Genomic DNA, 12,858 nt, shown 5'->3' on the forward strand with positions numbered 1-12,858 from the left:
CGACGGGCTTCGCCGCGTACGGGAGACTCGAACGCATGCGGACTGCGTACGGCGTGGAGACGGTAAGGGCGGCCGAACGGGAGCTGATGGCACGGCTCGCGGACGGAACGCTGATGCAGCGGGCGGCGGCCGGACTCGCCGCCGCCTGCGCGGATCTGCTGGGCCGGGTGTACGGCAGCCGGATCGCCCTGCTGGTCGGCAGCGGCGACAACGGCGGCGACGCGCTCTACGCCGGGGCCCGACTGGCCAGGCGCGGGGCGGGAGTCACGGCGATCCTGCTGACGCCCGAGCGGGCGCACCCGGGGGGTCTCGCGGCACTGCTCCGGGCGGGCGGACGGACGGTGGACACCGCCGGTGCCGAGGACCTGATCGGGCGGGCGGATCTGGTCGTCGACGGCATTGTCGGAATCGGCGGCAAGGGCGGGCTGCGCCCCGAGGCGGCACCGCTGGCCGACGCGGTCGCGCGGTCGAGGGCGGCCGTGGTCGCCGTGGACCTGCCGAGCGGCGTGGACGTCGAGACGGGCGAGGTGCGCGGCACGGCGCTGCGGGCCGACCTCACCGTCACCTTCGGCACCCACAAGCCGGGCCTGCTGATCGATCCGGCGCGGGAGTACGCCGGTGTGGTGCGCCTGGTCGACATCGGTCTGGCGCTGCCGAACGACGCGGTGGAGCTGGAGGCGCTGCAACACGGCGACGTGGCCGCGCTGTTGCCGCTCCCGGCCGCGGAGACGGACAAGTACCGGCGCGGCGTCGTGGGCATCGCGGCGGGCTCGGCGAGGTATCCGGGCGCGGCCGTACTGGCGGTCGCGGGGGCCTTGCGGGGCGGTGCGGGGGCCGTGCGGTACGTCGGTCCGGCCGCGGACGCGGTGATCGCCCGGTTCCCCGAGACGCTGGTGTCGGACCGGGGGCCGAGGAAGGCCGGACGCGTGCAGGCATGGGTCGTCGGCCCGGGCGCCGGGGACGACGCGGCGACGGTGGCGGAGGTGCTGGCGACGGACGTACCGGTGCTGCTCGACGCGGACGGGCTGCGGCTGGCGGACGCGCGGGCGGTACGGGGCCGCGGGGCACCGACCCTGATGACCCCGCACGCCGGGGAGGCGGCGGCCCTGCTCGGTGTCTCCCGGGAGGAGGTCGAGGGGGCTCGGCTGGCTTCGGTACGGGAGTTGGCGGGGCGGTACGCGGCGACGGTGTTGCTGAAGGGGTCGACGACGCTGGTGGCGGGGCCGGACGGCGGGCCGGTACGCGTCAACCCGACGGGAACCGGCTGGCTGGCCACGGCCGGGAGCGGTGACGTGCTGTCCGGATTGGCGGGATCGCTGCTGGCGGCGGGGCTCGCTCCGGTGGACGCTGCGAGCGTGGCGGCGTATCTCCATGGCCTCTCGGCGAGATTCGCGGCGGACGGGGCGCCGGTGGGGGCGCATGACGTGGCCGAGGGGATTCCGGGGGCTTGGCGGGATGTACGGGGCTGAGGGGCACGGGACTGAGACGTGCGGCACCGAGACGTACCGGGCTCAGACGTACGGGGCTGAGACGTACGCGGCTCAGACGTACCGGGCGGCCTGGAGGGCGGTGCGGCGACGGCGATCCGCCTTCCCGGGCCGGCGTCCGGGAAGGGGCGCCGTATGAGGGCGATCGTCGTGGGAGCCGGCATCGGAGGGCTGGCCGCGGCACTGAGCCTGCGCCGCGCGGGCGTCGAAGTGACGCTGGTCGAGCAGACGGCGCGCTTCACGGAGGTCGGCGCCGGGATCCAGCTCGCCCCCAACGCCACGCGGGTGCTGCGCCGCCTGGACGTGCTGGACGCGGTCGCCGCGCAGGCCGCCCACCCCGCGCACGTGAGCTTCCGCACCTGGTCGGACGGGTCGGAGATCTGCCGCTACGCGCTGGGCCGCGAGGCGGAGAAGGCGTTCGGTGCGCCGTACCTGGTGGTCCATCGGGCGGATCTGCACGGTGCCCTGGCCGCGGCGGTGTCACCCGGGTCGCTGCGCCTGGACACGACGGTCGTCGCGATCGGCCAGGACGACGAGCACGCCCAGGTGATGACGGCGACGGGCGAGCGCCTGACCGCGGACCTCGTGGTCGCCGCGGACGGCATCAGGTCCGCGGCCCGTCAGTGGCTCTTCGGCAAGGACGAGGCGGTGTTCTCGGGAACGGCCGCGTACCGGGCCCTGCTCCCGGCCGGGGAAGTGGCCGGCTTGGGCCTCCCTCCGCTCGCCGCCTGGCTGGGCCCGGACCGTCACTTCGTCCACTACTGGGTACGGCGCGGCGAACTGCTCAACGTCGTGGCCGTGTTCAGCACCGGGGAGCCGGCCCAGGAGTCGTGGACCGCTCGGGCCGAACCCGGTGAGCAGCTGCGCGAGTTCGCCGAGTGGGACCCCCGGGTGCTGAGCGTCCTCGAACGCGCGGGCCAGGTGTACCGCTACGGCATCTACACCCGCACGCCGCTCACCCGCTGGAACATCGGCCGGGTGACCCTCCTCGGCGACAGCGCCCACGCGATGGTCCCGTTCCAGGCGCAGGGCGCGGCCCAGGCGATCCTGGACGCGGCGGTCCTGGGCGACGTCCTCGCGGGCGTGACACCGGCCGGGGTGCCCGACGCCCTGGACCGCTACGTCCGCCGGCGGCTGGCGGGCGCGACGCGCATGCAGGCCGGATCGGCCCGGGCGGGCAGGGACTTCCACCTGCCGGACGGGGCGGCGGCGCAGGCACGGAACGCCCGCATGGCGGCTTACGCGGCGACGCACAGGTTCATGCCCCAGGCGACGGCGTGGCGGGCGGACGCCCTGGACGACCGGTCACCACGGTGAGCACCGGGGCGGCGCTGTTCGTCCACGGGCGACGCGGGGAAAAGATGCCGACTACTGGCGGTTTGTCGGCTACCCTCCCCGGATGCGTGACATAGGTTCATCATCATTAACTCCGCGAACCCCCGGCCGGACGATCGCCCGACGGCTGGCGGTCCTGGCCGTCGGCCTGGCCTCCCTCGCCGCCGGACTCGTGGCAGCCCAGCCGGCCGCCGCCGCGAGCGGCCTGACCGCGGTGCCCTACAGCGGTCTCAAGCTGTCCATGGACCCGGAACGTGACTTCCGCGAACTCGGCGCGGCGGTCCAGGGGGTGGAGTCCCAGTCAGGCGCCGTGCGCAAGGTGAGCGCCTTGAGCGTCGCACAGTCCAGGCAGCACGCCGGTCAGGCCAGCCTCTGCCACAACACCGGCCTGGACGGCTCGCTCAAGTACGACGGGTTCTGCTGGGACAAGACGGACGACACCTCCAACAGCTGGAGCAGCGGCGGAGGTTGGACCCCGCAGGGCATGACGGGTTCCCACGACGCGTCTCCGTCCGGGACCGTCGACGGCCACCACCTCTATCTGGCCTCCTGGTACTGGGGCAACGGGGAGGGCAAACTCAACAAGTTCGCCCGGATCAGCATCGCGGAATCCACCGGCACTTCGGTGACGTACGGCCACGTCATGCTGGTCCGGCCCACCGGGCAGGGGGCGAGCGCCAACTTCACGGAGGTCACGAACGTCCACGCCGACGGTGTCGTCTGGTACGGCAACAAGCTCTTCGTCGCCAACGGCGGCGAACTGCAGGTCTACGACATGCGCCATCTGTGGAAGATGAACAGCAGCCGCGAGCACACCGGCATCGTGAACGGGGTGTCGTCCGCCCGCTGGCACACCTACGCCCTGCCCATGGTGGCCCGCTACCAGACGGTCCCCCAGAACACGAACGTGCGCTCGTGCGCCCCCGCCACGGGCGACAAGCCCTGCCTGAGCTCCCTCAGTCTGGACCGCAGCAAGACCCCGGACGCGCTCGTCTCCGGTGAATACCGCGACCGCGATGCCGGCGGCGGCGGGCGCGTCATCCGCTGGAACCTCGATCCCGCTACGGCTCTGCCCGAGGCGGACGGCAGCGCGAGCGTCGGCAGTGCCACCGCCGACGCGGCCTACTCGAGCCCCGTGTTCCGGATGCAGGGGGTCGCGACCGACGGCACCTACTACTACATGAGTGGCGAGTGTCCGAAGGGCTGGGTTCCGGACCCCAAGGACGACGACGGCTACTACTGCATCCACCGGGCCGAGGTGGGGGCCGAACCGCATGTGCTCACGACGGCCCCGCCACTGACCCAGAACCTCTCCTACGCTCCCTCGTCCGGACGGCTGTGGGGACTGAACGAGAGGGTCAACACCAGCAACGGCAAGAGGGTCGTCTTCTCTCTCGACCCCACGCCCTGACTCACGCCGCGACACCCGCCCGGGAAGGTGGCGGAGTCGGCTCACTCCACCGTGACCGACTTCGCCAGGTTCCGAGGCTGATCCACCTCGTTCCCCCGGGCGGTGGCCAGCTCGCACGCGAACACCTGGAGCGGCACCGTGGCCACCAGCGGCTGAAGCAGCGTCGGCGTGGCCGGAATCCGGATCAGGTGATCCGCGTACGGCACCACCGCCTCGTCCCCCTCCTCCGCGATCACGATCGTGCGCGCACCCCGGGCCCTGATCTCCTGGATGTTGGAGACGATCTTGTCGTGCAGTACGGACCGTCCCCGGGGCGAAGGCACGACCACCACCACCGGCAGGTCGTCCTCGATCAGGGCGATGGGCCCGTGCTTCAGCTCCCCCGCCGCGAACCCCTCGGCATGCATATAGGCGAGTTCCTTCAGCTTCAGCGCCCCCTCCAGCGCCACCGGATACCCCACATGCCGCCCGAGGAAGAGCACGGTGTTCTTGTGGGCCAGGCTTCGCGCCAGCTCCCGTACCGGCTCCATGGTCTCCAGGACCCGCTCGACGTCGCCCCCGATGTGCGCCAGGTCCCGGATCACGGCATGGATCTCGTCCCCCCACTTGGTGCCGCGGACCTGCCCCAGATACAGCGCGACCAGGTAGCACGCGACGAGCTGCGTGAGGAAGGCCTTCGTGGAGGCGACGGCGACCTCGGGCCCGGCATGCGTGTACAGCACCGCGTCCGACTCACGCGGAATGGTCGACCCGTTGGTGTTGCAGATCGCCAGCACGCGGGCCCCCTGCTCACGGGCGTGCCGCAGCGCCATGAGCGTGTCCATGGTCTCGCCGGACTGGGAGATGGCGATGACGAGCGTCTGCTGGTCGAGGATCGGATCCCGGTACCGGAACTCACTCGCCAGCTCGACCTCGCACGGGATCCGGGTCCAGTGCTCGATGGCGTACTTGGCGATCAGCCCGGCGTGGAAGGCCGTACCGCAGGCCACGATGACGACCTTGTCGACCTCCCGCAGCGCGGAGGCGCTGATCCGGACCTCGTCCAGCGTCAGGGAGCCGGCGGCGTCGATGCGCCCCAGCAAGGTATCGGCGACAGCCTTGGGCTGCTCGGCGATCTCCTTGAGCATGAAGTAGTCATAGCCCCCCTTTTCCGCGGCGGCGGCGTCCCAGTCGACGCGGTACGACCGCACGTCCGCCGGCCGCCCGTCGAAGCCGGTGACGGTCACCCCGTCCCGCCGCAGCTCGACGACCTGGTCCTGACCCAGCTCGATCGCCGACCGCGTATGGGCGATGAACGCGGCGACGTCCGAGGCGAGAAAGGCCTCACCCTCCCCAACGCCCACCACGAGCGGCGAGTTCCGCCGGGCCCCGACCACGACATCGGGCTCGTCGGCATGCACCGCCACCAGCGTGAAGGCCCCGTCCAGCCGTCGGCACACGAGCCGCATGGCCTCGGCGAGATCGGCACAGGCCGAGAACTCCTCGGCGAGCAGATGCGCGACGACCTCCGTGTCGGTCTCGGAGGCCAGCTCATGCCCCCGCTCCGCCAACTCGGCCCGCAGCGCGGCGAAGTTCTCGATGATCCCGTTGTGCACGACGGCGACGCGCCCGGCGTTGTCGAGATGCGGGTGCGCGTTGGCGTCCGTGGGCCCGCCGTGCGTGGCCCAGCGTGTGTGCCCGATCCCCGTGCTCCCGGTCGGCAACGGCCGCTCGGTCAGCTCCTTCTCCAGATTGACGAGCTTGCCCGCCTTCTTCGCGGCCGCCAGCCCCCCGTCCGCCAGGACGGCGACCCCCGCCGAGTCGTACCCCCGGTACTCCAGCCGCTTCAGCCCGGCCGTGACAATCTCCAGCGCCGACTGCGACCCCACGTATCCCACGATTCCGCACATGCGCGGCAGCCTACGGTCCGATCCTCACCGAGTTCGCCCCCGAACACAGCACCGCCTGCCCGAATTCGGAAATTCTGGTCGCGGATCCCCGGCCGTCCGAGGTCCCTCACGTCTTCGCCCGGTAAGCCCGCATGGCCACCGGGTAGAACACCACCGCGATGCCCGCGGCCCACACCAGCGACCACAGCACCGGCTCCGCCACCGCCCCGCCCAGCAGCAACCCGCGGAACGCGTCCGACAGATGCGTCACCGGATTGACGTCGCTCCACGCCTGGAGCCACCCCGGCATGGTGTCCACCATGACGAAGGCGCTGCTGGTGAAGGTGATCGGGAAGATGATCGTGAAGGCGAAGGCCTGCACCTTCTCCGCGTCCCCCGCGAGCATCCCGATCAGCACCGCGCTCCACGACACCGCCGCGGCGAAGACGACCACCAGCAGCATCCCGAGCACCAGCCCGTCAAGTCCCCCGGTGATCCGGAAGCCGAGCAGCAGACCGAGGCCGATCATCAGCAGCATGGCCCAGACGTGCTTGGCGAGGTCCGCGGTGATGCGGCCGATGAGCGGGGCGGAGCGGGCTATCGGCAGACTGCGCAGACGGTCGAAGACGCCCTTGGTGAGGTCGGTGTTGAGCGCCATCGCCGTGTACATCGTCATGAACAGGGTGTTCTGGACGATGATCCCGGGCAGCGCGTACTTCAGGTACGCCTCGGGCGATCCGGCCATCTGCCCGCCCAGCACATACGTGAAGAGGAACACGAACATGATGGGCGTGATGCTGTAGTCGACCAGTTCCAGCGGGTTGTGCTTGACCGCGACCAGACTTCGCCAGGCCATCGTGAAGGTCTGGCGGAGTCCGTCGAGCGGTCGCACCCGGCCCGACTTGGTGACCGGGGCCGTGATGGTCGTGGCGGTGGCGGTCATGGCCGCATCACCGCCTTCTGGAGCTCGGCGCCGGTGTCCTCGTCCCGGACGGCCGCGCCGCCGTTGCCCTCGGGTGCGCCGGGTTCGGCGCGATGGCCGGTCAGGGCCAGGAAGACCTCGTCGAGCGAGGAGCGGCGCAGGGCGAGCTCGCCGACCGCGATCCCCTCGCGGTCGAGCGTGCGCACGACGGCCGGCATCAGCTCGGGGTCCTTCACCGGGGCGGTGATCGTCTCGCCCTCGATCCGGGCCTCCGGTCCGGCGGCCCCCGCCACCAGCACATGCGCCCGCGCCAGGTCCTCCCCCAGCACCGGACGCAGCTCCAGCACCTGCCCTCCGACCTGCGACTTCAGCTGATCCGGGGTGCCCTCGGCGATCACCCGCCCCTTGTCGATCACCACGATGTCGTCGGCGAGCACATCGGCCTCGTTCAGATACTGCGTGGTCAGCAGGGCCGTGGCACCGTCCGCGACCAGCCCCCGCAGCAGGTCCCACAGCTCACCTCGGCTGTGCGGGTCCAGGCCGGTGGTCGGCTCGTCGAGGAAGAGGATGCTGGGCCGGCCGACGAGGCTGGCCGCGAGGTCCAGACGCCTGCGCATGCCGCCGGAGAAGGTCTTCACGGCCCGCCCGGCCGCGTCCGTGAGCTGGAAGCGCTCCAGCAGCTCCCGGGCCCGAGCCCTGGCGTCCCGCCGCGACAGACCGAGCAGCCGGCCGATGAGCAGCAGGTTCTCCGTGCCGGTCAGGTTCTCGTCCACCGCCGCGTACTGCCCGGTCAGCCCGACCATGGCGCGTACGACCCCGGCCTCCCGGACCACGTCGTGCCCGGCGACCCGCGCCCTGCCCCCGTCGGGCCGGAGCAGCGTCGCGAAGATCCGCACCGCGGTCGTCTTCCCGGCACCGTTGGGCCCCAGCAGCCCGAGCACGGAACCTCTACGGGCCCCCAGGTCGACCCCGGCCAGCGCCTCGGTGTCCTTGAACCGCTTGACCAGGCCCTGCGCCTCTATCGCGTACGTCGTCATGGTCACCCCTCGGGGTTCGTGGACCCCGGGCCGGGCCCACCCTTCCCACAACTGTGACGCACGCCACTGACATTCCCCACCTTGCCCAGATTTCCGGCAGAAGCTGTGGGTTTATCCAAAAGGTCGCGGCGTGATGGATCCCACCTCACCGTCCGTTCGTACTCCCGTAACAATGGACTGTGATCTCTCCGGTCTCCTCGATGCCCCGGAGCGCCCACCGGCCCAGGCCGGAGGCGACTCCCTACGTCGACCTCACCCGCTCGGAGTGGAGCGCGCTGCGCGACAAGACCCCGCTGCCGCTCACCGCGGAGGAGGTCGAGAAGCTGCGCGGCCTGGGCGACGTCATCGACCTCGACGAGGTCCGTGACATCTACCTCCCGCTCTCCCGCCTCCTCAACCTCTACGTCGGCGCCACCGACGGCCTCAGAGGCGCCCTGAACACCTTCCTCGGCGAACAGGGCTCCCAGTCCGGCACCCCGTTCGTCATAGGAGTCGCCGGCTCGGTCGCCGTAGGAAAGTCCACGGTGGCCCGCCTCCTCCAGGCCCTGCTCTCCCGCTGGCCCGAGCACCCGCGCGTCGAGCTGGTGACGACGGACGGCTTCCTGCTCCCCACCAAGGAGCTCCAGGCCCGCGGCCTGATGTCGCGGAAGGGTTTCCCCGAGTCCTTCGACCGCCGCGCCCTGACCCGCTTCGTCGCCGACATCAAGGCGGGCAAGGACGAGGTCACGGCCCCCGTCTACTCCCACCTGATCTACGACATCGTCCCGGACCAGAAGCTCACGGTCCGCCGCCCCGACATCCTGATCGTCGAGGGCCTGAACGTCCTCCAGCCCGCCCTGCCCGGCAAGGACGGCCGCACCCGGGTCGGCCTCGCCGACTACTTCGACTTCAGCGTGTACGTCGACGCGCGCACCGAGGACATCGAGCACTGGTACCTCAACCGCTTCAAGCGGCTGCGCGAGACCGCCTTCCAGAACCCCTCCTCGTACTTCCGCAAGTACACCCAGGTGTCCGAGGAGGAGGCCCTCGACTACGCCCGCACGATGTGGCGCACCATCAACAAGCCCAACCTGGTGGAGAACATCGCCCCCACCCGCGGCCGAGCCACCCTGGTCGTCCGCAAGGGTCCGGACCACAAGGTCCAGCGACTGAGCCTGCGCAAGCTGTGACAGCTACGCTGCCTCCATGCTCCACCTCCGCATGATCACGCCGTCCGACAAGACCGACGACGTGGTCCGCCTGATCGAGAAGACGGTAGGGACGGCCCATCTCGCCGTCGTGCCCGGCGCCGCCCGCAACCCCGTGGGGGACCTGGTGCTGTGCGACGTGGCACGGGAGGCGGGCGACGAACTCCTCACCCACCTCCAGCAGTTGGGCATCGAGGAGCGCGGCTCCATCGCCGTCGAGAGCATCGACCTGTCGCTGTCCAAGCGGGCTGACAAGGCCGAGGCGGAGGCTCCAGGAGAGGGAGCCGACGCGGTGTTGTGGGAGCACTTGGCCGACGCGACGCACGAGGAGTCGACGCTCTCCGTCACCTACCTCGCCTTCATCACGCTCGCCACAATGATCGCGGCCTGCGGTGTGGTCCTCGACAACGCGATCCTGATCGTCGGCGCGATGGCGGTCGGCCCGGAGTTCGGCCCGCTGGCGGGCATCTGCACGGCGATCGTCCAGCGGGCACCGCGGCTGGCGCTGCGCTCGCTGATCGCACTGCTGGTGGGCTTCGCCGTGGCGATGGCCATGACGGTGGGCTTCAGCTACTTCATGGACGCCGTCGGCCTGTTCACCGAGGCCAAGCTGGAGGCCGAGCGGCCCAACACCGGCTTCATCTACGCCCCCGACTGGTTCTCATTCGTCGTGGCGGTCCTCGCCGGCACCGCCGGCACCCTCTCCCTGACATCCGCCAAGTCCGGCGCCCTGGTCGGAGTCGCCATCTCGGTGACGACGGTCCCGGCCGCCGCCAACGCCGCCGTGGCCCTGATCTACGACGACGCCAAGCAGACCTGGCTCTCGACAGGCCAGCTGCTCCTGAACCTCCTGGGCATCGTCCTCGCCGGGACGCTCACCCTCATGGTCCAGAAGTGGGCCTGGACCAAGCATCGCCGGATCGGCAGCGCCCCTTGAGGGGCGCGGGGAACTGCGCGACAAGCCACAACCAACCGGCAGCCCGCAGCGAGCAGAAACCCCCGCCCCTACCCGACCCGCCGCACTACCCCAGCGCCGACTTCACCACATCGGCCAGCCGCCCGGCCACAGACCGAGCCTGCTCGATGTCCGCGGCCTCGACCATCACCCGCACCAACGGCTCGGTACCGGACGGACGCAGCAACACCCGCCCCGTGGACCCGAGTTCCCGCTCGGCGTCCGCGACCGCCGCCGCGAGCTCCGCCGACGTCTTCACCCGCGACCTGTCCACATCCGGCACATTGATGAGCACCTGAGGCAGCCGCTCCATCACCGAGGCCAGGTCCCGCAGCGTACGCTCGGTCTCCGCGACCCGAGCGGCCAGCAGCAACCCGGTCAGGGTCCCGTCACCGGTCGTGGCGTGATCGAGGATGATGACATGCCCGGACTGCTCGCCACCGAGCGCGTAGTCGTGCTGCTTCATCTCCTCCAGCACGTACCGGTCCCCGACAGCGGTCTGCACCAGCGCGATCCCCTCGCGCTCCATGGCCAGCTTGAAGCCGAGGTTGGACATGACGGTCGCCACCACGGTCCCGGCCCGCAGAGAAGAGTGTTCCCGCATGGCCAGCGCGAGCACGGCCAGGATCTGATCCCCGTCGACCTCGTCGCCGGTGTGGTCCACGGCGAGGCAGCGGTCGGCGTCTCCGTCGTGCGCGATCCCGAGAGCGGCACCGTGCTCGATGACGGCGGCCTTCAGCTTGTCCAGATGAGTGGACCCGCAGCCGTCGTTGATGTTGAGCCCGTCGGGCTCGGCGCCGATGGTGACGACCTCGGCCCCGGCCCGGGTGAACGCCTCCGGCGAAACACCCGCCGCGGCGCCGTGCGCCTCGTCGAGGACGATCTTCAGCCCGTCCAGCCGGTTGGGCAGCACACCGAGGAGGTGGGCGACGTACTCCTCGAACCCTTCGTCGTACGACCGCACCCGACCGACCGCCGCACCCGTCGGCCGCTCCCACGGTTCACCGTGCCGGTGCTCGTCGTAGACGGTCTCGATACGGTCCTCCAGCTCGTCCGCGAGCTTGTGGCCGCCGCGGGCGAAGAACTTGATGCCGTTGTCGGGCATGGCGTTGTGGCTGGCGGAGAGCATGACACCGAGGTCGGCGCCGAGCGCGCCCGTGAGATACGCGACAGCGGGCGTCGGCAGCACACCGACCCGCAGCACATCGACACCCGCACTCGCCAGGCCGGCCACCACGGCGGCCTCCAGGAACTCCCCGGACGCACGCGGGTCCCGTCCGACCACCGCTTTCGGCCGGTGGCCCTCGAAGGTGCCCGCCTCGGCCAGTACGTGCGCCGCCGCCACGGACAGACCGAGCGCCATCTCGGCCGTCAGATCCGCGTTGGCGACGCCGCGCACGCCGTCCGTGCCGAAGAGTCGTCCCACTTGTCCTCCTGAGGAAGCATCAGTTTCCGGAGATCGTCCGATCATCCCGTCGCCCGATCGCGCGAGCGCACAGGCACACGAGCACACCAGCCTTTGAACACCTTGTGCCGTTATACGCCCAAGCCTGTGAGAAAACGAACGCCCCGGCGGCACTGTGGCGTGCCGCCGGGGCGTTCGGACGTACAGGCAGCGAAGCTTAACGCTTGCTGTACTGCGGAGCCTTACGGGCCTTCTTCAGACCGGCCTTCTTGCGCTCGACCGCACGGTCGTCGCGCTTGAGGAAGCCGGCCTTCTTCAGCGGGCCGCGGTTGTTGTCGACGTCGGCCTCGTTCAGCGCGCGGGCGACACCGAGACGGAGCGCACCGGCCTGACCGGAGACACCGCCACCGGCGATGCGGGCGATGACGTCGTAGCGACCCTCGAGCTCAAGAACCTTGAACGGCTCGTTGACCTCCTGCTGGTGCACCTTGTTCGGGAAGTAGTCCTCGAGCGTGCGCCCGTTGATCTTCCACTTGCCGCTGCCCGGCACGATGCGCACGCGGGCGATGGCGTTCTTGCGGCGGCCCAGGCCGGCGGCCGGCTGGGGCTCACCGAAACGCGAGGCGAGGGACTCGGAGGTGTACTCACCCTCCACCGGAACCTCGGACTCGGTGGTGTAGCTGTCAATGTCGACGAGCTCAGTCTCTTCGACCGGCTGCTCAACGGTGGTCTCGGCCACGATTCTCCTCAGATTCTCTTCAGTCTTAGGGGGTGGCCGGACTTACTGCGCGACCTGGGTGATCTCGTACGGCTGCGGCTGCTGCGCGCCGTGCGGGTGCTGGTCACCCTTGTAGACCTTCAGCTTCGAGAGCATCTGACGGCCCAGAGTGTTCTTGGGGAGCATGCCCTTGACGGCCTTCTCGATGGCCTTCTCAGGGTTCTTGTCGAGGAGCTCGTCGTAACGGACGGAGCGCAGACCACCCGGGTAGCCGGAGTGGCGGTACGCCATCTTCTGGGTCCGCTTGTTGCCGGACAGGTGCACCTTGTCGGCGTTGATGATGATGACGAAGTCACCGGTGTCGACGTGGGGCGCGTAGATCGGCTTGTGCTTGCCCCGCAGGATGGAGGCGGCGGTGCTGGCGAGACGACCCAGGACGACGTCCTGAGCGTCAATGACGTGCCACTGGCGCGTCACATCGCCGGGCTTGGGGCTGTACGTACGCACGGTTCGTAGCCTTCGCTTCGAGTGAA

Annotated in this window: 11 protein-coding genes; 5 read left to right on the plus strand and 6 right to left on the minus strand. The window is 70.5% G+C overall.

The window, feature by feature from the left end; genetic code table 11:
- The first annotated feature begins 35 nt into the window (after positions 1–35).
- The 3 genes from ACFU95_RS01070 to ACFU95_RS01080 all read left to right on the plus strand — a co-directional run bounded on the left by ACFU95_RS01070 (position 36) and on the right by ACFU95_RS01080 (position 4,233).
- Entirely contained in the window at positions 36–1,469 is a 1,434-nt protein-coding gene (locus ACFU95_RS01070; RefSeq protein ID WP_383819942.1) for an NAD(P)H-hydrate dehydratase, read from the plus strand.
- 153 nt (positions 1,470–1,622) lie between these two features.
- The gene (locus ACFU95_RS01075; RefSeq protein WP_383819945.1) at positions 1,623–2,804 is read left to right on the plus strand and encodes an FAD-dependent monooxygenase; all 1,182 of its coding nucleotides are present in this window, start codon (positions 1,623–1,625) and stop codon (positions 2,802–2,804) included.
- A gap of 190 nt (positions 2,805–2,994) precedes the next feature.
- Positions 2,995–4,233, plus strand: a complete 1,239-nt coding sequence (locus ACFU95_RS01080) for a hypothetical protein (protein WP_383819948.1) — start codon at positions 2,995–2,997, stop codon at positions 4,231–4,233.
- Between the two features lie 41 nt (positions 4,234–4,274).
- On the opposite strand, the gene glmS is transcribed toward ACFU95_RS01080, so the two are convergent.
- The 3 genes from glmS to ACFU95_RS01095 form a co-directional block, all read right to left on the minus strand.
- Positions 4,275–6,122 carry a glutamine--fructose-6-phosphate transaminase (isomerizing) gene (glmS, locus tag ACFU95_RS01085; RefSeq protein ID WP_383819951.1) on the minus strand — a complete coding sequence of 616 codons (1,848 nt, stop codon included), beginning with the start codon at positions 6,120–6,122 and terminating at the stop codon, positions 4,275–4,277.
- A gap of 106 nt (positions 6,123–6,228) precedes the next feature.
- The gene (locus ACFU95_RS01090) at positions 6,229–7,044 is read right to left on the minus strand and encodes an ABC transporter permease (RefSeq protein ID WP_370263123.1); all 816 of its coding nucleotides are present in this window, start codon (positions 7,042–7,044) and stop codon (positions 6,229–6,231) included.
- Positions 7,041–8,060, minus strand: a complete 1,020-nt coding sequence (locus tag ACFU95_RS01095) for an ATP-binding cassette domain-containing protein (protein ID WP_383819954.1) — start codon at positions 8,058–8,060, stop codon at positions 7,041–7,043. Before ACFU95_RS01095 ends, ACFU95_RS01090 begins: the two co-directional genes overlap by 4 nt.
- A gap of 200 nt (positions 8,061–8,260) precedes the next feature.
- Between ACFU95_RS01095 and coaA the strand changes: the two genes are divergently transcribed.
- Positions 8,261–9,229 (plus strand): type I pantothenate kinase, encoded by a 969-nt coding sequence (gene coaA / locus ACFU95_RS01100; protein ID WP_048584866.1) that lies wholly within the window; start codon positions 8,261–8,263, stop codon positions 9,227–9,229.
- A 16-nt stretch (positions 9,230–9,245) separates the two neighbouring features.
- Positions 9,246–10,184: a DUF389 domain-containing protein gene (locus tag ACFU95_RS01105; RefSeq protein ID WP_383819957.1), complete on the plus strand. Its 939-nt coding sequence runs from the start codon at positions 9,246–9,248 to the stop codon at positions 10,182–10,184.
- A gap of 85 nt (positions 10,185–10,269) precedes the next feature.
- Here the strand turns inward: ACFU95_RS01105 and glmM are convergent, their stop codons facing one another.
- The 3 genes from glmM to rplM all read right to left on the minus strand — a co-directional run bounded on the left by glmM (position 10,270) and on the right by rplM (position 12,832).
- A complete protein-coding gene (glmM, locus tag ACFU95_RS01110) occupies positions 10,270–11,628 on the minus strand; it encodes a phosphoglucosamine mutase (RefSeq protein WP_383819959.1) in 1,359 nt (452 codons plus the stop codon).
- A gap of 196 nt (positions 11,629–11,824) precedes the next feature.
- The gene (rpsI, locus tag ACFU95_RS01115; RefSeq protein WP_383819962.1) at positions 11,825–12,346 is read right to left on the minus strand and encodes a 30S ribosomal protein S9; all 522 of its coding nucleotides are present in this window, start codon (positions 12,344–12,346) and stop codon (positions 11,825–11,827) included.
- A gap of 42 nt (positions 12,347–12,388) precedes the next feature.
- Positions 12,389–12,832: a 50S ribosomal protein L13 gene (gene rplM, locus ACFU95_RS01120; protein WP_030046395.1), complete on the minus strand. Its 444-nt coding sequence runs from the start codon at positions 12,830–12,832 to the stop codon at positions 12,389–12,391.
- Positions 12,833–12,858 lie beyond the last annotated feature (26 nt).

It is taken from the genome of Streptomyces sp. NPDC057623, assembly GCF_042800355.1.
In the GTDB taxonomy this organism is placed as follows: Bacteria; Actinomycetota; Actinomycetes; order Streptomycetales; family Streptomycetaceae; genus Streptomyces.